The following is a 21,935-nucleotide window of genomic DNA, read 5'->3' as shown; positions in this document are numbered from 1 at the left end:
GAAGTCCCGCCACCTGCAGTCCGGGGAACACCTGGCGCCCCGCCGTCGTTGTTTCCCTTGGTGTGCCCTCCCGGTGCGCCGCCCGCCGACCGAAGGACACCCCTTGACTCCTCGCACCATCGTGATCACCGGCGCCAGCGACGGCATCGGCGCGGCAGCCGCCAGGACGCTGGCCAAGGCAGGGGAGCGGGTGGTCGTCGTCGGCCGGTCTGCGGAGAAGACCCGCGCCCTGGCTGCTGAGATCGGCGCGGACCACCACCTCGCCGACTTCGCGGACCTGGCCCAGGTCCGCGCGCTGGCCGACACCCTGCGCTCCACCTATCCGCGCATCGACGTCCTGGCGAACAACGCCGGCGGCATGATGGGCAAGCGCACGCTTACCGTGGACGGCCACGAGCTGACGTTCCAGGTCAACCACCTGGCGCCGTTCCTGCTCACCACCTCCCTGATGGACACGCTGACCGCCAGCCACGCGAAGATCATCAACACCGCCAGCGCCGCGAACTTCTCCGGCAAGGTGGATTTGTTCGACCTCAACGCCGAGCACGGGTATCGCACCTTCCGTGCCTACGGCACCGGCAAGCTGGCCAACATCCTCTTCACGTCCGAGCTGCACCGCCGCTTCCACGACCAGGGAATCACGACGGCGGCCTTCCACCCGGGCGTGGTCCGCACCAACTTCGCGGCGGGTTCCAGCAGCCCGTTCCGGCACTTGTACAAGAGCGTGGCCAACCGCTTCATGCTCAGCCCGGACCAGGGTGCCGACACCATGCTGTGGCTGATCAACGGGACGGCCGGCACCGACTGGATCTCCGGGGCCTACTACGCCAAGCGAGCCCTGGCCAAAGCCAACCGCCAGGCGTATGACGCCGACCTGGCACGGGGGCTGTGGGAGAAGAGCGAGGAGCTGGTCAAAGCCGCCGCCTGACCCGCGGCTCGGGCCGTGGGGCCTACTCGCATCCCACGCCGTCGTGGTCCGCGTCCAGTCCATAGATGTCGCGGCCGATAACCTGCACCGGGCCCCGCACGTACGCAGGTCCGTTGCCGCTTCCGCCGGCACAATCGACGTCAGAGGCGATGGGAACGCATCCTGAATAGTTGGGATCGCAGCCGGGGTTTGTTCCGGGAACGGCGGGGGCCGGCGGTGCAGCTGCCTTCGCAGCTGTTGCCGCAGCGGCCGCCGCAGCTTGGGCTGCGGCGGCCTGCGCGGCCTGCGCGTCGGCGGCCCGCTGGGCAGCTGCGGCCGCATCGGCAGCGGCTTTGTCTGCGGCAGCCTTGTCAGCGGCCGCCTTCTCCGCAGCGGCTTTATCGGCAGCGGCTTTGTCGGCTGCCGCCTTTGCCGACGCTGCGGCGGCCGCAAGCTTCTCCGTCAAGCGCTTGGACTGGGTGGCTTCGAGCCACACCAACCGGCCCGATTCGTCCTTGGTGCAAACATAAGTAGTGCCGTTTGAGGTCTGCTGCTCCGTGACAGAACTGCAAGACGTGCCGGCAATGGGTGTTGCCGTAGGGGTTGCAGTGGCGGATTCTGTGACCGGCCCAGCGGCGGCTGTCAGGGAGGTGCTGGATCCGCCGCAGCCCGCCAGCACAATAGCGATTGCGGCGGCAACCCCTGCAGCGAGCATCTTGTTCCGCCCCTTCTGCGGCAGGGCACCCCCATGCGTGCGGTCCCGTCGACTGCTCGATGGCATGGAAGAGTTGGGCGTTGCAGGCATGGTTCCCCCGAATGCTTGTGCTGGATGCGAATGCACGGCCAGCGTAGCGCTGCAAACTTTGGCACAGCGGATTAAGCGTTAATCTTGACGTTTTCCTTGGATAAAGCTGGAAATCACTCGCCTCGGGGACCGGAAATGTCGGACGACGCAGAAATGCGCCACTTATCAGCGCCCTGGCAGGTCATGGCCCCACGAAGACGGGTGCCATGTCCTGACCTTGGCTGATAAGTGACGCATTGCCGGCGCCGCGGACCTTTAGGCCTCGCGGGAAGGTCAGTGGCCGGAGTTGTCCGCTCCGCCGCCCTGGACGTTGCCGTTGTGGCTGATGGAGGCCACGGCGCCGGACTGTTCGTCCAGCAGCACCTTGTCGTTGCGCTCGTGGTGGAAATTGAACATCGCGTCCACGGATCCTGCCGTCGCGTCGGCCGAGGAGTCACCGATCTGGCCGGTGTGCCAGTTGTCCTCGATGAACCGCAGGATGGAGGCCTGGTCCGTCTCGGTGTGGTCCACGAAGTTCTTCTTCGCGTACGGGGAGATGACCACCAGCGGCTGGCGGGGGCCGGGGCCGCACCGGTCGGCGTAGCCCCCTGCCACCGGCACACCGTTCGCTGCGGCATTCAAGCACCATGCGGCGTCGTCGGACCCGGTGGACGCGTTCTTCGGCTGGGCCGCGACGTGGTCGTACCAGCCGTCGGAGTCGTCATACGCGAGCACGACGGCGGTGTTGTCCCAGTTCTTGGACTGCTGGATCTGGTTGACGGTCTTGGTGATGAAGTTCTGTTCGTCCACCGGATCCGAGTACGCGGCATGGCCGTCCTGGAACTCGGAGGCCTTCAGGAAGGACACGGCAGGCATGTTGTCGCTGTCCACCACCTTGCTGAAGTCGGCGAGGTCGTACTGGTGGTTGGCCCGGCCGTTGTGCCCGATTTCCGCGTCCGAAGCGGGCGGAAGGTGGTGCGGGTTGGCGGTGGAGGCGTAGTACTGGAACGGCTGGTGGTGCGGGGAGTAGTCCACCACGGAGGCGCCGGCGGCGTTGGTGTGGGCGGCCAGGCACGAGGCGGGAGCGCTGCCGGTGGCCGCGGTGGTGGGGGCGAAGCCGCCCTGGAACCAGCCCCAGGATGTTCCCTGGGCGTTGAGCAGGTCGCCGATGTTCCGGCCGGTCATGCCGGCAAGGTTGTTGGCCTTGGCGTGGCTGCTGTTGGAGCAGTCGTCGTAGACAGGGTCGGGGTCGTTGATCACGGTGCCCACGCCGTTGGCGTCCGGCTGGCGGACGGCGCTGGTCCCGGCGGCCGGCGTGGCCACGGGTGCCCCGGCGGCGTTGTATTCCTTGGCGCCGTGGGTTTGGCCCGAGATCAGGTTGAGCGCGCCCGGAGTCGAGGGGCCGAAGACGGTGCTGAAGTGGTTGTCGCTCATCGCGTAGTTCTGGGCGTAGTTCCACATTCCGGTGACGGTGTTCCCGTCGTAGTAGTCCATGGTCAGGCCGGGGCGTCCGTACTGGTTGGTCCCGCACGCGTCACGGCTGGTGAACTGGACGAACTTGTCCATCGCCCCGCCGCTGTAGGCGTTCTGTTCGGCGTTGTAGCCGTGGTCCTGGTCGCATGTGACGGCCTGCATCGGGGACAGCCGCGAGGGCTGGACCGAATTGGGGTTCTTCGGTGCCAGCAGTCCTGCATTGGCCAGGGTGTTGATGTCCTTGGGCGTGTCCGTGGACGCGGTGAATTTGGCCGCCGGGGCACCGGAGCCCTGCTGGGTTTCGCCGGGGGTGTTGGCCGCGTTGGGGTAGGTGGCGAAGTAGTGGTCGAACGAAACGTTCTCCTGGAAGAGCACCACGACGTGCTTGATCGGCGTCGCCGTGTCGTTGTGGGTGCCGGCGCTCGCCGGGGCGGCGCCAAAGCCGACCAGTCCGGCCGTCAGGGCGGTGGCCGCCAGGGCGGCCGCACCGGTGGCGGCGGTGACGCTCTTCCTGGTGAATCTGGGTGCCGGATAAGGCATGGGGTATCCAATCATTCCTGGTGGGTGCACCGCCGCGGCCTGCAGCGGGCGCGGGGGAGTGCTACTTTGCGGGGGCGGCGTCGGCTTCGTAGGTGAGGATTTCGGTGCCGTTGCCCTCATCGCCGTTGTCCGGGGCCACCGTCATGGTCAGGTGCCCGCCGTTGGCGGTCATCTTGAACGGGTTGCGGGTGGCCACGTGCCCGGCGGTGGACCACTGCTGGAACGGGACCTCGCGGGTCACCTCATGGGACTTCAGGTCGATCATTGCCATGCCGCCCAGTTCGTAGGTGGCTGCGGTGCCGCCGGCCGGCGGGGTTTGCGGGAGGTTGGTGACTCCTCCGCAGAGCATTTTGGCGTTGGGGACGTACTGGCAGTCCTGGTAATCGATGAAGTAGTTCGGGTTTTCCCAGGTGGACACTTCCTTGCCCTGCAGGTCCCACTCCGCGAACCGCCGGGAGCCCCAGGTGTTCCCGACCAGGTGGCCGGTCTGTTTGTCCAGCACGATGCCGCCGAAGTGGTCCTTGACCTCGAACTGCTTGTGGACGTCCAGGGTTTCCGCATCAACCCTGTAGATGATGGCGCTGCTGTCCGGCCGGTATTGGGCTACCGGCACCCAGACGTTGGTGCCATCGAAATCGAGGCCGCCCGGGTGGTACGTGTCGCCTTCGCCCAGGATGATGTCCTTCTGCAGGTTGCCTGCCTTGTCCATGACGAACAGGTGGCCGATGCCCTTGCCCGGTGTGCGGTCGTAGCCGTCCTGCGGGGCGGGGTACTTGACCGTGGGTTCGAGGATCTGGACGGCGGAGAGGAAGATGTGGTCCTGGCTGTAGGCAATTCCCTCGGTGTGGTACGTGGGGAAGTTCAGTTTCAGCTTGGACGTTTGCTGCCAGGCTGTGGTCCGGCTGACGGAGTCGAAGGCGTCCGCCAGATCGGTGTTTGTTTCGTGGCGGGTCCCGGAAGCGGGGCTGCCGTTGTCCGGGGTGTCCGCTTGTGCGGCCGCTGTACCGGCGGCCGCACAGGCTGCAACGATCAGGGACGCGGCAACGGTGAGGGCGCGCCGCGTGGGAGTGGAGCTCATGGGGCCTCTTAAGGTTGGGGTCTCAACAGGAGCTCTCAAGTTACTAATGGGTAATGAACCCGGCATGGCGCCCCGGTGAACTGCCGTTGGCGCCGGACTGTCCGGTTGGCGCGTTTCCGCCGGGAGTCCCCCGCAAGCCCTTAGCGGTCCTGCCGGGCCAGCGCCTCGCCGATGACTCGTGCACCGTCCGGATACGCGCCTGGGTTGGGGCCGGAAAAGTTCAGCCTGATGAAGGCCCCGGCGGGCTCCGCGGGGAACCACTCGGTGCCGGCGGCGATGATGACGCCGGCATCTTCGCAGTCGCGCGCCAGCCGCGGGAGGTCCGTGCCATCGGGCAGGCGCACCCACAGGTTCAATCCGCCGCGGGGCAGGTTGTCGATGTGTGCTTGCGGGACGTGTTCGCCGATGCTGGTGGCCAGCAGGTCCCGGCGCGACTGGAGCTGCTGGCGGAGGCTGCGCAGGTGTGTGTGCCAGCCGGGCTGGGTGACCACATCCAGGGCTGCGGCCTGGAGGAACCCGCTGACGTACATGGATTCCGCCGCGCGCTGGCCGAGGATGCGTTCCCGCGCCGGACCCCGGGCAATAACTGCCGCGATGCGGATGGCAGTGGAGACGCTTTTGGTCAGCGACCGGATGTACACCACATGCCCGGAATCATCCCGGGTGGCCAGTGGCACGGGATCGGAGGTGATGCCGAAGTCGTGCGCCCAGTCGTCCTCCACCAGGAACGCGCCGTGCCGGCGGGCCACGTCCAGGATTTCGCCGCCGCGTGCCGCCGCCCACTGCGTGCCGGTGGGGTTGGCGTAGTTGGGTTGCACATAGAAGGCCCGTGCCCCGGTCTCGGCGAAGGCGCGGTCCACGTCCGCGGGGTCGGGTCCGTCCGGCCCGGTGGGAACCGGCACCAGGCGCACCCCGGTCTGCGCGGCGGCCAGGATGGCGCCCCAGTAGGACGGCGATTCGATAAGCAGCGGCTGACCGGCCCCCACCAGGGCACGGAAGATGGAGCTGAGGCCGCTCTGGCTGCCCGGCAGCACGATGACGTCATTGGGCGTAGGCGGGGTGACCCCTACCGGTGTTGCCTGCCCCAGCTCGCGGGCGAACCATTGCTGCAGCTCCGGCATGCCCGCGGCGGGCGGGCGCGACAACGCGGCATCCCCGCGGGCAGCACGGGCCAGGGCTGCCCGCACCAGCCGTTCGGGCAGCAGCTCCCGGTCCGGGTACCCCGAATGCAGCCAGATGGCATCGCCGGGAACGTTGCGCATGGTGCTCGACGACGACGGCAGCGGCGAGGACGGGGACCGCAGCGCTGCGGTCTGCCAGGCATAGTCGGACGGCCGGGCCGTCCTGACCGCGCGGACGAAGGTTCCCACGCCGGGCCGGCTTTCAATCAGTTCCTGGGCGGCCAGGGCCTGCAGGGCTTTCTGCACCGTCACGGGGCTTGCCTGGTGTTCGGCCACCAACTGGCGGGTGGACGGCAGCCGCGCACCGGGAGCCGCACTGCTGATCCACTGACGGAGTGCCGCAGTGATGCGCGAACTGCTATCGTTGTTCATGAAAGAACATAGTAGCGCTACTGTCCTTGAGCGCCCAGCGATACCGCTGGGAATGTCGGCCGGAGTGTGGTGGGGACTCCTCGGCGTGGCAGCGTTTTCCTTCACCGTGCCCTTCACCCGTGTGGCCGTTGCCGGGATCCCGCCACTGTTCATCGGCTCGGGCCGTGCCGTCGTCGCGGCACTCCTCGCCGCCGCAGCGCTTGCCGTGACCCGGCAGCGGCTGCCCCGGCGCGGCACCTGGCTGCGCCTTGCCCTCGTGGCCGGGGGCGTCGTCGCCGGCTTCCCGCTACTGACGTCCTACGCCCTCACCGCGGTTCCCGCAGGGCACGGTGCCGTGGTCATCGCCCTCCTGCCGGCGGCGACGGCGACGGCAGCCGTGCTCCGCACCGGCGAGCGGCCGGCCGCCGCCTTCTGGGTGGTCATGGCGCTTGGCTCGCTGGCGGCGATCGCCTTCGCCTTCCTGCAGTCCGGGGGAGTGGGGCACCTGCAGTGGGCAGACCTGCTGCTGCTGGGTGCGGTGGCCTGCGCCGCCGTCGGATACGCCGAAGGGGGACTGCTGGCCCGCGAACTCGGATCGTGGCAAACCATCGCCTGGGCACTGGTCCTCGCCGCCCCGGCCATGCTGGTCCTGGCGGTTGCCTCCGTCCTCAGCCAGCCGCCGTCGGCCACGCCCGTCCAGTGGGCGGCCTTCGGCTACCTGGCAGTGGTCAGCATGTTCCTGGGATTCGTCGCCTGGTACCGCGGGCTGGCCATCGGGCCCATGGCGCAGGTCAGCCAGATCCAGCTGCTGCAGCCGGTCCTCAGCATTGGCTGGGCGGCGCTGCTGCTGGGGGAGGCGCTCACCTGGACCACCCTTCTGGGCGCCCTTGCCGTCATCCTCTGCGCCGCCGCGGCCGTCCGCGTCCGCCTCAACCGTCCCGCCCGCTAGCCCGAAAAGGAGCGCCCATGTACATTCCTGCGCACTTCGCTGCCGCCCCCGAAACCGTCCACAGCCTGCTGGCAATGCCCGGCGCCGCCAACCTCATCACCATGACGGACCACGGCCTGCTGGCCACGCTGCTGCCCTTCGCCTTCAACCCCGGCGTGGGGGCGCACGGTTCCCTGCAGGCGCACATGGCGCGGAACAACCCGCAGTGGACCGCCCTGCCCACCGGCGAAGCGCTGGCCATCATCCAGGGCCCCGACGATTACATCTCGCCGTCGTGGTACGCCGCGAAGGCCGAGCACGGGCGCGTGGTGCCCACCTGGAACTACGCCACGCTGCATGTCTACGGCGAATTAGTGATCCATGACGACGCCGGCTGGCTGGCACGGCACGTCCGGCACCTGACCGGCCTGCACGAGGACGGCCGGGAGCATTCCTGGGCCGTGGACGACGCCCCGGAGAAGTTCGTCGCCGGCCAGCTGCGGGCGGTGGTCGGCGTGGAATTGCTGGTCAGCCGGATCGAGGCGAAGGAAAAGATGAGCCAAAACCGGTCCGACGCCGACGCTGAAGGAGTGGCAGCGGGTCTTCGGGCCGAGGGGCGCGAAGCCGGGGCGGCCGCCGTCGAACGCGCCCGCCGAAACTGACGCCTGAGGGCCCTATGCTGCCCGTTCCAGGAGCACCATCACCTCGTAGTGAGTGGTCTGCGGGAACATGTCCAGGACGCGGGCCCGGCGCGCCGTGAAGGACGGAAGGTTCGCCAGGTCGCGGGCCAGTGACTGTGCATTGCAGCTGGAGTACACCACGTGCTGCACGTCCGAGGCTTCCAGCCAGCCGCACAGTTCCTTGCCGATGCCGCGGCGGGGCGGGTTCACAATCACCAGGTCCGGCGACTCATCAGCAGCCAAGGCGAAGGCGGTGGCGTCGCCGGCCTGGAACTCCATTCCCTCCAGGCCCGCCTCCCCGCTGCTGAGCCGGGCGGACACGATTGCCTCGCCGCTGGTTTCAATGCCGGTGACGGTGCGGGCCGGGGCGGCGCAGTGCAGGGCGAAACCGCCCACCCCGCAGTACAGGTCCCAGACGGATGCGGGCGCGAGCTCGGTGACCCACTCGCGGCCCTGCCGGTACAACGCCGCGGCCATCTCGCTGTTGGTCTGGAAGAAGCTCTGCGGGCGCAAGTGCAGGGTGACGTCGTTGACGCGCATGGCCAAGGTTTCCTGGCTGGTCAACAGGATCTCCCGGTCACCTTCCAGGACGGCCTTGTGCTCCGGATGCAGGTTGACCGACACCACTTTCACCTGGGGAAGCGCCGCCAGCAGTTCCGGCAGGTGTTTGCGGATACGCGGCAGCACCTGTTCGGAGCGCAGGACCAGGCGGAGCATGATCTCGCCATCGGGGGATTCGGTGATAATGACGTGCTTGAGTTCGCCGGCCCGGCGCGGCACATCGTAGGGCGTCAGGCGGATCCGGCGGATGAAGTTCGCCAGGACCGGGAAGCAGGCCAACAGGCCAGGGGAGCAGACGCCGCACCGGCGCAGGTCCACGCCGTGGCCGTCGGCGTCGAGGATTCCGATGGTGGGGTTCTGGGCCGTCCCGCCGATTACCATCTTGGCCTTGTTGCGGAAGCCTGACTCCCGGCTGGCCACCGGGGGCAGCCATTCCAGTCCGGTGTGGCCCGACAGGAGGCCCTGGCAGTGGCGTTGCTTGCCGGCCAGCTGCTCGCCGTAGGGCATGCCCATATGGGTGCAGGAACGGCAGGCGCCGGCATCGAAATAGGAGCAGTCCATGACCGGACAAGTTTACCCGGTGCCTTTCGCAGCCTCGAAGTGCACGGACGACGGCGGCACTTGGCTCAGCGCCGCCGTCGGCTTTCCAAGCCGGTGACCCCGAGTAATACCGTGCAATATGTGCATACGAAAATGCTTTTGATGATGAAAAATTCGGTTGCCATGCTAGCTTCGCAAGGGCAATCGTGCATTTCTTCGTTTGGAGACACCCGTGGAACCCTCACCGCTCATGCTGGATCCCAAACTGGCAACCCCGCCTGCGCCGGAGTCTGCCCTCCGTCGCTCCATGGGGGCGCGGCACCTGGTGATGATCGCCATGGGGGGCGTCATCGGCTCCGGGCTCTTCGTCAGTTCGGGCTACACCATCTCCCAGGCCGGCCCCCTGGGCGCAGTGATCGCGTATTTGGTCGGAGCGTTCGTGGTGTACCTGGTGATGGCGTGCCTGGGGGAGTTGGCCATCGCCTATCCCGTATCCGGGGCATTCCACATCTACGCTGCCCGGTCGATCGGCCCAGCCACGGGCTTCGCCACCGCCTGGCTCTACTGGCTATGCTGGGCCGTTGCCATCGGCTCGGAGTTCACGGCCTCCGGACTGCTGATGCAGCGATGGTTCTCAGGCGTGGACGTCTGGGTCTGGTGCCTGGTCTTTGCCGCCGTTCTTTTCGGCTTCAATGCCGTGTCGTCGCGGTTTTTCGGCGAATCAGAATTCTGGTTCGCCATTGTCAAAGTGGCCGCCATCATCGCCCTGATCATCTTGGGCGGTGCCGCGCTGGTTGGCATCCACCCGCTGGGTGGCGGCAACCACCCCGTCCTGTTCCAGAATTTTGCCACCGAATCCGGGCTCTTCCCCCATGGCTTCACTGGCGTCCTTGTCACCGTTCTGGCCGTCTTCTACGCTTTCTCCGGGTCCGAACTTATTGGCGTCGCGGCCGGCGAAACCAAGGACCCTGCCACCGCAGTCCCCAAGGCGGTGAGGACCACCGTCGTCCGGCTGCTCATCTTTTTCGTGGGCGCCATCACCGTTCTCGCAGCCACGATCCCTTACACCGAGGTGGGCCTTGATGAGAGCCCGTTCGTGACTGTGTTCTCCGCTGCGGGACTGCCCTTCGCTGCGGACATCATGAATTTCGTGATCATTACGGCGCTCCTGTCCGCGGGCAACAGCGGGCTGTTCTCTTGCGCCCGGATGCTCTATTCACTGGCGGATGAGGGCCACGCCCCGCAATCCCTGAAGAAGGTCACGCGCCGCGGCATTCCGCTCATTGCATTGTCGGTGAGCATGGTGGGAGGCCTCGCGTCGCTCCTCAGCAGCGTGGTGGCGCCGGAAACGGTGTACCTGGTGCTGGTGTCCGTGGCGGGCTTTGCCGTGGTTGGCGTCTGGATGTCCATCACGGCCTCGCACTACTTCCATCGCCGTGCCTTTGTCCGCGACGGCGGGGACGTGGCGGCCCTCGCGTATAAGGCGCCGCTGTTTCCGCTGGTGCCCATCTTGGCGTTCGTGCTCTGTGTGGTTTCGCTGGTCGGTATCGCACTGGACCCGGCACAAGCCGCGGCCCTCTATTTCGGCGTCCCGTTTGTCGCCGCCTGTTACGCCTACTTCCACTTCCGCCACGGGCCCAAGACGGCGGGGAGGGTTAAGTGAGCACGGATTCTGCTGCGGCTGAGGCTTCATCCCTGGCGCAGGGCTTGCGGCTCGTGCGCTTCGTGGCCGACCGCGAGAAACGGGGCCGCGAGTTGCTCGGCGTATCCCAGTTGGCCGCGGAACTGCGCATGGAGCAAAGCCGGGTATCCCGGCTGACCCAAGAACTCTGCGAGCTCGGGCTGCTGGAACGCGGGGAGAGGGGCTTCCGGGCAGGCCCCGGGTTTTTCGGCCTTGCCGCCTCCCTGAATGTGGGCTGGATCCGGGAAGCCGGAGCCGAGCTGGAAGCGCTCGTGGCGTCCCTGGGCCTGCGGGCACGCCTCTCGATTCGGGAGGGCTTTCGCGTGATCCTGCTTCGGAACTCCACCAATGACGCCGTGCCAGGCAGTTTCGCGGCACCCGGCATGGTGACCCCGGTCTGGTGTACAGGCGCCGGGCGGGCGCTGCTGTGGGACTTTGACCGCGCAGCCCTGGACGGACTGCTGGCTGATGTGAACTTCATCGGCATCGGCGGCCCGGGGGCGGCCCACTCGACGGATGCAATCTGGCAGCTGCTGGTACGGGACCGGGGCGCCGGCTTTGTTGGTGCGCATGAGGAATTCGAGCACGGTGTCACCGAGCTCGCCGTACCGGTCCGGGACGGAGGGGGCTCGGTTGTCGCCGCGTTGAGCGTACTCGGCAGCCGGGACAGGGTGACGCCGAAGGCCGCACTGGCAGCGGATGCGCTCAGACGCTCAGCTGACCGCCTGGCGGCGTTCGTTCCGGTTCACGACTAGGGCAGGAACCCGAGCCTGGATTCCAGCCAGCGGCCCTGTGCCACCAGCGCCGCGGCGCAGCGCTCCCGGCGCGGTTCCAGCCGTGCCTTGATTCCGACGATCTGCAGGGCTGCTGCCACATCGCCCTTGAAATCCCGGACCGGGACGGCCAGGGAGTACAGGCCCGGTTCAGCCTCCTCGTCAACAATCGAATAGCCCCGTGCCTTTGCCGCGTCGCGCCGGGCGAGGAATTCATCGACGTCCGCCGGGGTGTTCGGGCCGTGGCGGGCAAACTCGACGTCAGAGAAGACCCTGCGGACCTCGGGTTCCGAGGCCTCCCACAGGACGGCCTGGCCGGCGTCGCTGCAGTAGGCCGGGTAGGGCCGGCCAAGCCAGGAGCCGACAAGGTTGCTGCTGGCGGGAACACTTTCGCCGATAGTCACCGTGCTGTCGCCGTGCAGCACGCCGAGGAAGCATGCCTCATCGGTTGCTGCCGCAAGGGCATCCAGTGCCGAGCCGCCGTCGGATTTCAGTCGTTGGACGGTGATGAGTTGGGCGTCCGTGAGGACCGACCAGTCCAGGCTGTAGGTGCGGCCCGTGCGGGTTAGGAAGCCCCCCTGTTCGGCGGTCCGAAGGCTGCGGGAAACCTGGCTGCGGTCCTTGCCGAGGTCCGAGGCGACCTCCGAAACTGACCCACCGTTACGTCCCGCAGCCTGGCGGCTGCCGACAGCCAGGACGGCCATGATTCCACGGCCCATGCTGGAGGTCTTCGACATGGTCCGAGTCTAGCCAGGGCGCATCCAGCCAATTGTCATGGGGAAGGTAACAATCTATTTAGGCATAGCTTCATGCTTATAGTGAACAGATGGCCCTACAATCCTCACTGACAGCCGTCCTGGAAACCGGCAGGACCCTAGTCTCCGATGGCGCCCTCGCCACCGAACTTGAAGCGCGCGGCTGCGACTTGAACGATCCGCTGTGGTCCGCCAAGGTCCTCCTGGAGCAACCCGAACTCATCAGGGACGTGCACCGGGACTACTTCGCCGCCGGGGCGAACATCGCAACCACCGCCAGCTACCAGGCCACGCCGCAAGGATTTGCTGCCCGGGGGATCGGCCGGCAGGAGGCCTTGGACCTTGTTGGTTTGTCGGTCCGGCTCGCGGAGGAGGCCCGGCGGGAGCACCTGGCGGACCACCCTGACGCCGGTCCCCTGCTCATCGCTGGATCGGTCGGTCCGTACGGCGCCTACCTCGCAGATGGGTCTGAGTACCGCGGCGATTACGTCCTCAACCCCGCGGAATTCCGTGCTTTCCACGCACCCCGCATCAACGCCCTGGTTCAGTCCGGCGTCGACCTCCTGGCCTGCGAAACGCTGCCCTCCTTCGCCGAGGCGGAGGCCTTGCTGGCGCTCACTGCGGAAGCCGGCGTCGAGGCCTGGTTTTCCTTTACGCTGCGCGACGGCGCCAGCATCAGCGACGGCACACCCCTGGCGGACGTGGCCAGGCTTCTCGATATGCACCCTCACGTTGCCGCAGTCGGGGTCAATTGCGTGCCCCTGCACCTGGTGGCTCCGGCACTCGCAGCCTTGCGGCAGTACACGGACAAGCCCCTGCTGGCTTACCCGAATTCCGGCGAAACGTACCACGCGGACACCAAGACGTGGGGTGCGCCCGGAATCGGCGGGACGCCGGACGGGGCACCACAGGACCTCGCCGGCGGAGCCCCTGCCTGGCGCGAAGAGGGTGCCCGGATCATCGGGGGTTGTTGCCGGACCACTCCGGGTGACATCGCCGCCGTCGCCGCTTTGTAGTCGGCCGGGCACGGTCCACTCGCCCGCGCCCGGCCCGGGAACACCACACCCTCCCCGCATGTTAAACCCTGTGGAGACATCAATCATGGACAGCAGAACGTACCAAGCACTCGTTGTACCGGCCAACAACGCCGAGCCCATCCGCATGGAGCAGGTGGGAGCGGACCCGCAGGCCCTGGAATCCCTGGTGGACGGGCCCCTTGAATCCGTGATCCGCGGCGACTGGCACGTGTACCTGAACGCCGAAAGCGTGGCCATGCTGCTGCCGGTGAATTTCCGTGCAGGCCAGCTCATGCACGAATGCGGCCTGGACCTGGACGGGATCCGCGGCACCGCCGTCTTCCTCGGCCGCGGCGAACACGGAACCGAAGCGGACGTGCCGGAACACCTGCCCCGGCTCGCGGAGGAGCTGTTCGGGGCACGGCTGGCGGCATGACCTAGCCGGCGCGGACTCCGTACGTGCTGAGCACGTTCCCCTTACTGGTCCGGGACTGCTCCTGCAGCTCCAGGCGGGTCAACGGGTCGCCGTCCTCAAACAGGCGGCGGCCGGTGCCCGCAATGACCGGGTGGGTCATCAGTTGAAGCGAATCCAGCAGCCCGGCAAACAGCAGCTGCCGCACCACGGAGATGCTGCCGCACACGGCGATCTCCCCGCCTTCGCGCTCCTTCAGGGCCGCCACGAAGTCCTCGAGCGGTGCATCCATCAGCCGGGAGTTCTCCCACTCCAGCGGCCCCGCCAGTGTCCGCGACGCCACGTACTTCTCCACGGGGTTGATGAAGGCGGCAAAGTCCTGGTCGGCGGAGGCGTTGGGCCAGTAGCCCGCCCACTCCTGGTAGCTGACACGGCCCAGCACCACCGTGTCCACAGTGTTCATCATCCGGGTCAGCCCGTGGCCGAGTTCCTCATCGAAGCTGTCGAACTGGAACTTGAATGGTTCTGACACCACCCCGTCGACCGAGTGGAACAGGCCGGCAGTGACTTTGCGCATGGGTCCTCCATTGATCGAGTGGTCAGCCCTACGCTATGTGTCCGGAGGCGCCGGGCGGAAGGGTTCTGCAGGGCTTCTTCGGCCCGGAAATCCGTACGACGCCGGGCGGCCGGGTTAGTTTGGTCACTCGCCGTGGCGTCTTGCGCAGTTTCGCACGGGCCGGGCCCCATACTTGTCTTGAACGGCCTTTGCCGTCCCCGGGCCAGGCAGGAGGAAGTGCATGGAAACCCTGAAGAAAATCGTGACCAACCAGTATTTTCCTGCCGGATCCGTGCTGGCGGCCGTGCTGCTCTTCTGGGTGGTGGGATTGCTCGGCGGGCTGTCGCTGCTGAACAACAACCAGCCGCCGCTGACCACCCTGACCTGGCTGCTGTTCGTCTACTCCGCTGCCGTCCTCAGCCCCGTCGCCGGACTGGTGGCCGGCATCGACCTGGTCCGCCGCTGGCGCCGCAACCGCGCCGCCGCTCCTGAAGCCCGCACTGAATTCGAGGCGGAGATCTTCAGCGGTGAGGCACCGTCGGAATCCACTACTGCGCCCTCCGCCGTGCCTGCGGGCCCAGCGGAGGCAGATGCCGTGACGCCTTCTCCCGCTGCGGCGCAAGCCTCACGCCCTCCTCTGCCCGCGAAGAAGCCGCGGCAATCCGGCCGGGAAGCGGCCTAGGCCTTCCCGCCCTAACGCCCTTTCAAAGCATTCAGCGCCTCTTCGGCGTGATGCAGGGCCGGTATCAGCCGGTCGCCCGGCTCCGGCAATGAGAACAGGTAGCCCTGAAGGGAGTCGCAGTCCAGGGCGGTCAGATAGTCCGCTTGCGCCGCCGTCTCGATCCCTTCCGCGGTGACGGTCAGGCCCAGGCTGTGGGCCATGTTGATCATGGAGCTGAGGATCGGCAGCCGCTCGTTTCCGGTCCGCACCATTGAGACAAAGGTTTTGTCGATCTTGACCGTGTCCACGGGCAGGTCCTGCAACCGGCCAAGCGAGGAATACCCAGTGCCGAAGTCGTCCAGCGCCACCCGGGCGCCGGCGGCGCGCAGGGTTCCCAGCTGGTCGATCAGGTCGCCGTCCGCGTCGAAGAAGACACTTTCGGTGACTTCCAGGACAAGCTGGTAGGGGGCCACCCCGCTGGCTTCCGCGAGCTTGAGGACCGTCTCGGCAAAGTCCCGCTCCTGCAGTTGGACCCCGGAGACGTTCACGGCGAGCGACCGGGACGGATCCTCGCTCAGCCAGCGCGCCAGCTGCACCATGCCGCTGGCCATCACCTCTGCTCCGATCTCATTGATCAGGCCGGTGCGCTCGGCGAGCGGAATGAAGATCGACGGCGGCACCCGTTCACCGCCGCGGTCCCACCGGGCCAGCGCCTCCAGCTGGACTACCTGCCCCATGCGGTGCGAAACGATCGGTTGGAAATCGACCGTGATCTCGCCGCGCGGAACCGCCAATTGCAGGCCGCTTTCCATGTGCGTCCGCTGCACCAGCGCCTGCATCATGTCCGGGTGGAAGCGCAGGAAACGGTTCTTGCCCGCAGCCTTGGCCGCGTACATGGCGATGTCCGCGTGCCTGAGCAGTTCGGAGGGACCCACGCTGTCCTGCCCCAGGGAGGCAAGCCCCAGGCTCAGGCTCGGACGCAGGACGGTGCCACCGATGGTCACCGGCACATGCAGGCAGCGCACAATGCACGCCGCGATCTCGTCGGGGTCGGGGCAGGCCGTCAGGAGCACCACGAATTCGTCGCCGCCAAGGCGTGCCACCACGTCCGCCGTGGGTGTACAGCCGCGGAGCCGGCGCGCCACCTCCACCAGCATGTCGTCGCCGGCCTGGTGGCCAAGGATGTCATTGACCTCCTTGAAGTCGTCCAGGTCAAGGAGCAGGACGTCGACCGTCTTCAGCCGTGGCTCCGCCAGCGAGTTGGCCAAGGCCTCGTTGAACACCGCCCGGTTGGCGAGCCCGGTCAGCGGGTCCTGGAAAGCCATGGCCCGTAGCTTCTCGGCCTGTTCCGCGAGGTCCTTCAACGCCTGGTGCACCTGTTCCTGTGCCTTCCGCCGGGGCGTCGCATCCCGGAAACTCCACACCCGGCCTACGATCTTCTCACCCACCCGTTGCGGGCGTGAGTACCGTTCAAAGGTCCGCCCGTCGAGCAACTCGACGACGTCGTGGCTTTCGGCAGACGGGTCCTTCTGGACTTCGTTCAGCCGGGCCGTGAAGGAAACAGGGTCGGCCACCTGGGCCATCACCACTCGGACCGCAGGCTCCTCGCTGTCCGCTTCCAACAAGGCGGGCGGGATGCCCCACATGGTGAGGAACTGCTCGTTGAATCCGGCCACACTGCCATCAACGCCCATCACCAGGATTCCGTCCGCCGTGGATTCCAGGGTGGCCGTGAGCAGTGACATGGCTTCGCGAAGGCTTTCGTTGGTGGCTTGGCGGTGTGCTGTGCCCCGGGCGGAGAGCAGGAGGCGTGCTCCGGCAGGGCCGGTGTCCCCGGCAGGAATGAGGGCGGGATCGGACAGCGGCCCGGCGGGGAGGACCGCAGCGGCAACCTCCAGGGGGAACTCGGATCCATCGCTGCGGAGGCCCGCGATCTCACGCGGCGGCTGCGGTTGGTCAGGGTGGGCCAGGAGCTGCCGGAACAGGTTCGCCACCTCACCGCGGAATCCTTCGGCGATCAGGGGCCGGTGGTCCAGGCCGGCAAACGCGTCCTGGGGCAACCCAAAGAGCCGGGCCGCAGCGGCGTTGGCGCAGAGAACCATGCCGTCGGCGTCCAGTGCCAGGAGGGCGTCCGGACTGGCATTCATGGCCGCGCCAAAAATTTGTAATGCCACATCATTGCCACGGCCCGAAATACCGGTCATAACACCACCCCTTGGCCATCATAAAGGGCAGATCCCCAAATTGGGCGGCTCACCGGCAAAGCTGTTGGGCGGGTTTCCCTTTTGCGGATGCGTTCTTCGGGAATGTGAAAAGGCGCCGGTCTCCTGCGCGGAGTCCGGCGCCTTTTTACTGATGGTAAAGACGGTGGTGCGGCTATGCCCTGCGGCCGCTGCGGTTGGTGATTGCTCCGTAGACCAGCAGCACGATGATCGAGCCGAGGATCGCCAGCAGCCATGTCCGAAGGTCGAAGAATTCGGCCAGTCCGCCGCCGAAAATCAGCGATCCGATCCAGCCGCCCAGGATGGCCCCCACAACTCCGAGAACCATGGTTACCACCCAGCCGCCGCCTTGGCGGCCCGGAAGGATGGCCTTGGCAATAGCGCCGGCGATCAGGCCCAAAATGAGAAATCCGAGAATGCCCATGTTGTCACTCCTTGTCAGTAAGTTGTGCCGGGCCCCCATTTCCGGTTCCCTTATTCAATCAGCAGGCTTATTTGTTGTGCAAGGCTTTGAATATCACAGGATGGCTGTCACTTAAGGCGGAGCAGGCCACCGTAGTCCACCCTGGTGAACCAGGGGCCGGGGATAGGATTTGGATGTCCCGCAATTGACCAAGGAGCCCAGGCATGCCAAGCCAGACCGCCAGGCCGCGTGCCGTGTTCCTCGATATCGACGGTACGTATGCGGACCACGGCCTGGCCCCGGATGCCCACGTGGACGCGGTCCGGACCGCCCGCGGGCTGGGCCATCTGGTGTTCGTCTGCACCGGGCGCCCGCTGTCCATGGTGCCCGGCCACATGCTGGACGCCGGCTTCGACGGGACCATCACCGGGGCCGGCGCCAGGGTGGAAGTCAACGGTGAGGTCCTTCGGGACCAGCGCTTTGAGCCGGACCTGGGGGCGCTCATCGTGGAAACCCTCGATGCCCACGGGGCCGCCTACATCCTGGAAGCACCCGAGGCCCTGCACGGCCGCACCGGCGTGGACCAGCGGCTGAGGGAGGTCCTGGGGCCCGTCTTCGCCGGCCGCCCCCGGCACGATGGAGTCCTCAGCACCGACGTTGATCCGCTGGAGGACATCCTGGGGCCGATGCAGTACAGCGACGACCTCCGCAGCACCTCCTATGCCAAGATCTCGGTCTTCGATTCGACGGTCCCGCTGAGGCGGCTGATGGATAAGCTCGGTCCCGGCGTCGGGCTGATCCCCAGTTCGCTCTCGGCGCTGGGAGACCGCGCGGGGGAGATCTTCATGGCGGGCACGCACAAAGCGGTGGGCATCCAGGTGGTGGAGGCCCGGCTTGGCCTCCACCGGGCGGACATTGTTGCCATCGGTGACAGTGCCAACGATATTGAAATGCTCGAATACGCCGGGGTGGGCATCGCTGTCGAAGGCGGCCACCCGGCAGTCCTCGCCGTGGCCGACAGGACCACCGCCGGACCGGCAGGGGCAGGTGTCGCATTGGCGTTCGCCGATCTGGGGCTCCTGGGCTGAACCTCAGCCGGCCGCAGCTGCGGCCATGACCGCGGCGGACGTTCCAAGCCCCCGCACGGTCCAGCCGTCTGCCTGCCATGCCGCGGCGTCCAGCACGTTCCGCGCGTCCAGGACCGCCCGGCGTCGGACCAGCCTGCCGGTGGCGGCAGGGCAAAGCTGCCGGTACTCGTCCCATTCGGTCAGCAGCAGCACCAGCTCTGAGTCCTGGAGTGCCCGCCTGGTGGACACCTCGAACCGGAGCCCGGGGTAGCGGCGCCACGCGTGGTTCACCGCCTTGGGGTCCGTCACGGTAACGTGCGCGCCGGCGGCGGCCAGCCGGTCCGCCACGTCCAGGGCGGGGGAGTCGCGGATGTCATCCGTGTCCGGCTTGAAGGAGGCTCCGAGCACTGTGATGGAACGCCCTGCCAGCGAGCCTCCGCACATAGCCGCTGCCAGGCCCACCGTGCGCGCCCGTTGGTCCAGGTTCACCGAGTCGACCAGGCCCATCCAGTCCTCCACGGCAGGGACGCCCAGCGCCGCGGCCTGGGTCCGGAAACTGCGGATGTCCTTGGGAAGGCAGCCTCCGCCGAAGCCCAGGCCCGCGTGCAGGTAGCGGCTGCCGATCCTCGGATCCAGCCCCATGGCTTCGCCGAGTTCGCTGACATCGGCTCCCGCGGCGTCGCACAATTCGGCGACGGCATTGATGAAGCTGACCTTGGTGGCAAGGTATGCGTTCGCGGCCGACTTGATGAGTTCCGCCGTGGCAAAGTTGCAGACCAGCCGGGGGATTCCGGCGCGAAGCAGCGGTTCGTAGACGGCGTCCAGGGCCGCCGTCACGCCCAGCGGCGCGCCGGTGTCGCGGTTGAAGGCGGCGGTCCGGCCCCCTTCCACGCCGTACACCAGCCGGTCCGGCACCAGGGAATCCTTGACGGCGGTTCCCTGCCGCAGGAACTCGGGATTCCAACCCACCAGTACGTCAGGCCGGGGCGCCAGCACACCGCGGAGCATGTCCACGGTGCCCACGGGCACGGTTGATTTGCCAACGACGACGGCGCCCGCGGCCAGGTGCGGCAACAAGGCTTCCGAAGCGGAGACGAGGAAGGTGAGGTCGGCGGCGTCGGACGTCTTCTCCTGCGGCGTCCCCACGCACAGGAAGTGCACCTGCGCTGCCTTGGCCCCGGCGGGGTCGGTGGAGAAGCGCAGCCGGCCGGTGGCGAGGCCGTCCCGGAGGAGCTCATCGAGTCCGGGCTCGTGGAACGGTGCCGCGCCGCTGGACAGTTGCGCCACCTTGCGGGGATCGACGTCGATGCCCACCACGGTATGGCCCATGGAAGCCAGCGTTGCAGCGTGGACTGCTCCGAGGTAACCGCAGCCGATCACGGAGATTTTCACAGGGTTGCTCCCTTGCTGTTGACCGCCGTTGCCATCTGGACGTCCGCGATGACGTCGGCGTAGTGCTGCACCAGTTCGGTGCAGAGGGCGGGCCAGGTTCGGTCCTGTACGGAGGCGTGTGCGGCGGCGGCGAACGCGCGGCGCTTGGCATCGTCGCCCATCAGGTCCTGCACACGGGCACGCATGGCGGACAAGTCGCCCGGCTCGTACAGCCAACCCGTCCGTGAATTCTCGACCAGATCCAGGGGGCCGCCCCGGCCCGTGGCCACCACCGGCACGCCCGATGCCATGGCCTCCTGGATGGTTTGGCAGAAGGTTTCGAACTCGCCCGGATGGACGAACAAGTCGAACGACGCCACGGCGCGTGCCAACTCATCACCGCCCAGGAATCCCGTGAAGGCTGCACCGGGAAGCGCGGCTTCCAATGCGGCCCGCTGCGGCCCGTCGCCCACCACCACCAGCTTCGAGTTGGAGAGCCCGGCCAGCGCGGCAAGGTCTTCCACCTGCTTTTCCACCGCGAGCCGGCCGACGTAGCCGATGATCCGCTCGCCGCCGGGGGCAACCGAAGCCCGCCACCCGTCGTCGCGCTTTCCCGGCGAGAACCGCGCGGTGTCCACCCCGCGGCGCCACATCCGCACCCGGGGGATCCCCCGCCCGCGCAACTGGTTCAGCGCGAACGTGGACGGCACCAGGGTGCGGGTGGCCAGCAGGTGGATGTTCTCGACCCGGTTCCAGGCCCAGTTCTCCAGGAACGGCACTCCGTACCGGGCGGCGTAACTGGGAACCTCGGTCTGGTAGATGGCCACCGACGGGATGCCGAGCTGATGGGCAGCCTGGGCGGCCCGCCAGCCCAGCACGAACGGCGAGGCAAGGTGCACCACGTCAGGGGCGTACTCGGCAAGGATTCGCTTGACCCGGTACACACCTCCCAGTGCCACCCGCACGTTCGTGTATCCCGCCAGCGGAACCGCGGGAAGCCGGTGGACCGCAGCGCCCTTGACTCGTCCCGGCGCCTGTCCGTCATGGGCGGACGGGGCGATGACCAGGACGTCGTCGCCCCGGTCCTGGAGGTGGTCCAGGACCCGCAGGATTGAATGGGTGACGCCATTCATCAGCGGCAAAAATGATTCGGCAACGATTGCGATCCTCACCCTTCAACCGTGGGTGGCCGCCTTGAAATGGCGGGGGAGGGGGCATGACCCGCAGGGAAAGGTTGGGTGAACAGCTGCCCCCTCAACCAGGAAAACTACTAAGTAAGCTTGGCATTTGATGCTAAGCATGCTTACGTTAAACGGGTAGCCAGCACTAGCCTCAAGCAGCCGGGGCAGGGGCCGGACACCGGGGTGACCCGGTGCCCGGGCTCCGGGCTGGCAAACCCGGTACGAAGACACAACCAAGGAGACGTCATGCTCAACAGGGAAAACCTCGAAAGCCTGCTTGCCAAGGGCGGCAACGTCGTGGGTACCGATGGGGCGAAGATCGGCTCGATCGGCCAGCTGTACGCTGACGACGACACGGGCGAGCCCACTTGGGTCACCGTCAAAACCGGCCTCTTTGGCACGTCTGAGACCTTCGTCCCGGTCGAAGGGGCCCGCAGCGAGGGAGAGGACCTGGTGGTCCCGTTCACCAAGGAGCACGTGAAGGACGCTCCCCGGGTGGACGCTGACGGCCACCTCACCCCCGAAGAAGAGGACCGGCTGTACACGTACTACGACCGCGGCGCACGGACGTATTCGGAAGCCCGGACCGGCATGGACTCCGACGCCGGAGACGTGGACCTGCAGGGCGACGCCGACCTGAACGCCGGCACCCCCACCGCCGGAATCAGCTCCGAACGGGACACCGCACCCCGGCTTCGGAAGTACGGCCACTGACCTGGCCCCTTTGGCAGTGAACGGCGCCGGGAACCTTGGGGGTTCCCGGCGCCGCACCGTTAAGCGCTGGTGCAACCACGCTGTATGCCGTGGGTGCACC

The 21,935-nt window shown here is 67.3% G+C and carries 21 protein-coding genes; 10 read left to right on the top strand and 11 right to left on the bottom strand.

Going from position 1 to position 21,935, the window contains the following annotated elements; genetic code table 11:
• The first annotated feature begins 103 nt into the window (after positions 1–103).
• Entirely contained in the window at positions 104–928 is an 825-nt protein-coding gene (locus QRM96_RS15355; RefSeq protein ID WP_285320145.1) for an SDR family NAD(P)-dependent oxidoreductase, read from the top strand.
• 22 nt (positions 929–950) lie between these two features.
• Here the strand turns inward: QRM96_RS15355 and QRM96_RS15350 are convergent, their stop codons facing one another.
• From QRM96_RS15350 to QRM96_RS15335, 4 genes are all read right to left on the bottom strand, one after another.
• Positions 951–1,622, bottom strand: a complete 672-nt coding sequence (locus QRM96_RS15350; protein ID WP_285320144.1) for a hypothetical protein — start codon at positions 1,620–1,622, stop codon at positions 951–953.
• Between the two features lie 363 nt (positions 1,623–1,985).
• On the bottom strand, positions 1,986–3,704 hold the full coding sequence (locus QRM96_RS15345; RefSeq protein WP_285320143.1) for a phospholipase C: 1,719 nt from the start codon (positions 3,702–3,704) through the stop codon (positions 1,986–1,988).
• Between the two features lie 61 nt (positions 3,705–3,765).
• A complete protein-coding gene (locus tag QRM96_RS15340; RefSeq protein ID WP_285320142.1) occupies positions 3,766–4,782 on the bottom strand; it encodes a DUF6454 family protein in 1,017 nt (338 codons plus the stop codon).
• Positions 4,783–4,922: 140 nt separating this feature from the next.
• Complete coding sequence (locus QRM96_RS15335; protein ID WP_285320141.1) at positions 4,923–6,335, bottom strand: aminotransferase-like domain-containing protein; 1,413 nt, start codon at positions 6,333–6,335, stop codon at positions 4,923–4,925.
• On the opposite strand from QRM96_RS15335, the gene QRM96_RS15330 reads away from it, so the two are divergent.
• Positions 6,334–7,263: a DMT family transporter gene (locus QRM96_RS15330; protein WP_285320140.1), complete on the top strand. Its 930-nt coding sequence runs from the start codon at positions 6,334–6,336 to the stop codon at positions 7,261–7,263. The genes QRM96_RS15335 and QRM96_RS15330 overlap by 2 nt on opposite strands.
• 17 nt (positions 7,264–7,280) lie before the next feature.
• The gene (locus tag QRM96_RS15325; RefSeq protein WP_285320139.1) at positions 7,281–7,904 is read left to right on the top strand and encodes an FMN-binding negative transcriptional regulator; all 624 of its coding nucleotides are present in this window, start codon (positions 7,281–7,283) and stop codon (positions 7,902–7,904) included.
• Between the two features lie 12 nt (positions 7,905–7,916).
• Here the strand turns inward: QRM96_RS15325 and rlmC are convergent, their stop codons facing one another.
• Entirely contained in the window at positions 7,917–9,044 is a 1,128-nt protein-coding gene (gene rlmC, locus QRM96_RS15320; RefSeq protein ID WP_285320138.1) for a 23S rRNA (uracil(747)-C(5))-methyltransferase RlmC, read from the bottom strand.
• A gap of 211 nt (positions 9,045–9,255) precedes the next feature.
• Here rlmC and QRM96_RS15315 point away from each other — a divergent pair, with 211 nt between their 5' ends.
• Together QRM96_RS15315 and QRM96_RS15310 are read left to right on the top strand one after the other, a co-directional pair.
• A complete protein-coding gene (locus tag QRM96_RS15315; RefSeq protein WP_502934895.1) occupies positions 9,256–10,686 on the top strand; it encodes an amino acid permease in 1,431 nt (476 codons plus the stop codon).
• Positions 10,683–11,459: an IclR family transcriptional regulator gene (locus tag QRM96_RS15310; RefSeq protein WP_285320137.1), complete on the top strand. Its 777-nt coding sequence runs from the start codon at positions 10,683–10,685 to the stop codon at positions 11,457–11,459. The genes QRM96_RS15315 and QRM96_RS15310 overlap by 4 nt, the downstream gene beginning before the upstream one ends.
• On the opposite strand, the gene QRM96_RS15305 is transcribed toward QRM96_RS15310, so the two are convergent.
• A complete protein-coding gene (locus QRM96_RS15305) occupies positions 11,456–12,214 on the bottom strand; it encodes an IclR family transcriptional regulator (protein WP_285320136.1) in 759 nt (252 codons plus the stop codon). The two genes, QRM96_RS15310 and QRM96_RS15305, sit on opposite strands and share 4 nt — an antisense overlap.
• Positions 12,215–12,303: 89 nt before the next feature.
• On the opposite strand from QRM96_RS15305, the gene mmuM reads away from it, so the two are divergent.
• Together mmuM and QRM96_RS15295 are read left to right on the top strand one after the other, a co-directional pair.
• Entirely contained in the window at positions 12,304–13,248 is a 945-nt protein-coding gene (gene mmuM, locus QRM96_RS15300) for a homocysteine S-methyltransferase (RefSeq protein WP_285320135.1), read from the top strand.
• Between the two features lie 85 nt (positions 13,249–13,333).
• Positions 13,334–13,684 (top strand): DUF3846 domain-containing protein, encoded by a 351-nt coding sequence (locus QRM96_RS15295; protein ID WP_285320134.1) that lies wholly within the window; start codon positions 13,334–13,336, stop codon positions 13,682–13,684.
• A gap of 1 nt (position 13,685) precedes the next feature.
• On the opposite strand, the gene QRM96_RS15290 is transcribed toward QRM96_RS15295, so the two are convergent.
• Positions 13,686–14,237: a dihydrofolate reductase family protein gene (locus QRM96_RS15290; RefSeq protein ID WP_018761976.1), complete on the bottom strand. Its 552-nt coding sequence runs from the start codon at positions 14,235–14,237 to the stop codon at positions 13,686–13,688.
• Positions 14,238–14,457: 220 nt separating this feature from the next.
• Here QRM96_RS15290 and QRM96_RS15285 point away from each other — a divergent pair, with 220 nt between their 5' ends.
• Positions 14,458–14,898, top strand: coding sequence for a hypothetical protein (locus QRM96_RS15285; protein ID WP_109863506.1), 441 nt, complete (start codon positions 14,458–14,460; stop codon positions 14,896–14,898).
• 11 nt (positions 14,899–14,909) lie between these two features.
• On the opposite strand, the gene QRM96_RS15280 is transcribed toward QRM96_RS15285, so the two are convergent.
• Positions 14,910–17,081, bottom strand: coding sequence for a putative bifunctional diguanylate cyclase/phosphodiesterase (locus QRM96_RS15280; protein ID WP_231369869.1), 2,172 nt, complete (start codon positions 17,079–17,081; stop codon positions 14,910–14,912).
• Between the two features lie 172 nt (positions 17,082–17,253).
• Positions 17,254–17,523 (bottom strand): GlsB/YeaQ/YmgE family stress response membrane protein, encoded by a 270-nt coding sequence (locus tag QRM96_RS15275; RefSeq protein WP_018761973.1) that lies wholly within the window; start codon positions 17,521–17,523, stop codon positions 17,254–17,256.
• Positions 17,524–17,726: 203 nt separating this feature from the next.
• On the opposite strand from QRM96_RS15275, the gene QRM96_RS15270 reads away from it, so the two are divergent.
• Complete coding sequence (locus QRM96_RS15270) at positions 17,727–18,590, top strand: HAD hydrolase family protein (protein WP_285320133.1); 864 nt, start codon at positions 17,727–17,729, stop codon at positions 18,588–18,590.
• A gap of 3 nt (positions 18,591–18,593) precedes the next feature.
• On the opposite strand, the gene QRM96_RS15265 is transcribed toward QRM96_RS15270, so the two are convergent.
• Positions 18,594–19,961 carry a UDP-glucose dehydrogenase family protein gene (locus QRM96_RS15265; protein WP_285320132.1) on the bottom strand — a complete coding sequence of 456 codons (1,368 nt, stop codon included), beginning with the start codon at positions 19,959–19,961 and terminating at the stop codon, positions 18,594–18,596.
• Positions 19,958–21,112: a glycosyltransferase family 4 protein gene (locus QRM96_RS15260; RefSeq protein ID WP_285320131.1), complete on the bottom strand. Its 1,155-nt coding sequence runs from the start codon at positions 21,110–21,112 to the stop codon at positions 19,958–19,960. The genes QRM96_RS15265 and QRM96_RS15260 overlap by 4 nt, the downstream gene beginning before the upstream one ends.
• A 255-nt stretch (positions 21,113–21,367) precedes the next feature.
• Here QRM96_RS15260 and QRM96_RS15255 point away from each other — a divergent pair, with 255 nt between their 5' ends.
• Complete coding sequence (locus QRM96_RS15255; RefSeq protein ID WP_018761969.1) at positions 21,368–21,835, top strand: PRC-barrel domain-containing protein; 468 nt, start codon at positions 21,368–21,370, stop codon at positions 21,833–21,835.
• Positions 21,836–21,935: the final 100 nt, after the last annotated feature.

The sequence above is a fragment of the Pseudarthrobacter sp. lyk4-40-TYG-27 genome, from assembly GCF_030209295.1.
Taxonomy (GTDB): Bacteria; Actinomycetota; Actinomycetes; order Actinomycetales; family Micrococcaceae; genus Arthrobacter.
This window is presented reverse-complemented; position numbering and strand designations above follow the sequence as displayed.

Coding starts and splice junctions, on each gene's coding strand:
- QRM96_RS15350 (WP_285320144.1), bottom strand. CDS start 1,622: ATGCTCGCTGCAGGGGTTGCCGCCGCAATCGCTATTGTGCTGGCGGGC.
- QRM96_RS15345 (WP_285320143.1), bottom strand. CDS start 3,704: ATGCCTTATCCGGCACCCAGATTCACCAGGAAGAGCGTCACCGCCGCC.
- QRM96_RS15340 (WP_285320142.1), bottom strand. CDS start 4,782: ATGAGCTCCACTCCCACGCGGCGCGCCCTCACCGTTGCCGCGTCCCTG.
- QRM96_RS15330 (WP_285320140.1), top strand. CDS start 6,334: ATGAAAGAACATAGTAGCGCTACTGTCCTTGAGCGCCCAGCGATACCG.
- QRM96_RS15335 (WP_285320141.1), bottom strand. CDS start 6,335: ATGAACAACGATAGCAGTTCGCGCATCACTGCGGCACTCCGTCAGTGG.
- QRM96_RS15325 (WP_285320139.1), top strand. CDS start 7,281: ATGTACATTCCTGCGCACTTCGCTGCCGCCCCCGAAACCGTCCACAGC.
- rlmC (WP_285320138.1), bottom strand. CDS start 9,044: ATGGACTGCTCCTATTTCGATGCCGGCGCCTGCCGTTCCTGCACCCAT.
- QRM96_RS15305 (WP_285320136.1), bottom strand. CDS start 12,214: ATGTCGAAGACCTCCAGCATGGGCCGTGGAATCATGGCCGTCCTGGCT.
- mmuM (WP_285320135.1), top strand. CDS start 12,304: ATGGCCCTACAATCCTCACTGACAGCCGTCCTGGAAACCGGCAGGACC.
- QRM96_RS15295 (WP_285320134.1), top strand. CDS start 13,334: ATGGACAGCAGAACGTACCAAGCACTCGTTGTACCGGCCAACAACGCC.
- QRM96_RS15290 (WP_018761976.1), bottom strand. CDS start 14,237: ATGCGCAAAGTCACTGCCGGCCTGTTCCACTCGGTCGACGGGGTGGTG.
- QRM96_RS15285 (WP_109863506.1), top strand. CDS start 14,458: ATGGAAACCCTGAAGAAAATCGTGACCAACCAGTATTTTCCTGCCGGA.
- QRM96_RS15280 (WP_231369869.1), bottom strand. CDS start 17,081: ATGACCGGTATTTCGGGCCGTGGCAATGATGTGGCATTACAAATTTTT.
- QRM96_RS15275 (WP_018761973.1), bottom strand. CDS start 17,523: ATGGGCATTCTCGGATTTCTCATTTTGGGCCTGATCGCCGGCGCTATT.
- QRM96_RS15270 (WP_285320133.1), top strand. CDS start 17,727: ATGCCAAGCCAGACCGCCAGGCCGCGTGCCGTGTTCCTCGATATCGAC.
- QRM96_RS15255 (WP_018761969.1), top strand. CDS start 21,368: ATGCTCAACAGGGAAAACCTCGAAAGCCTGCTTGCCAAGGGCGGCAAC.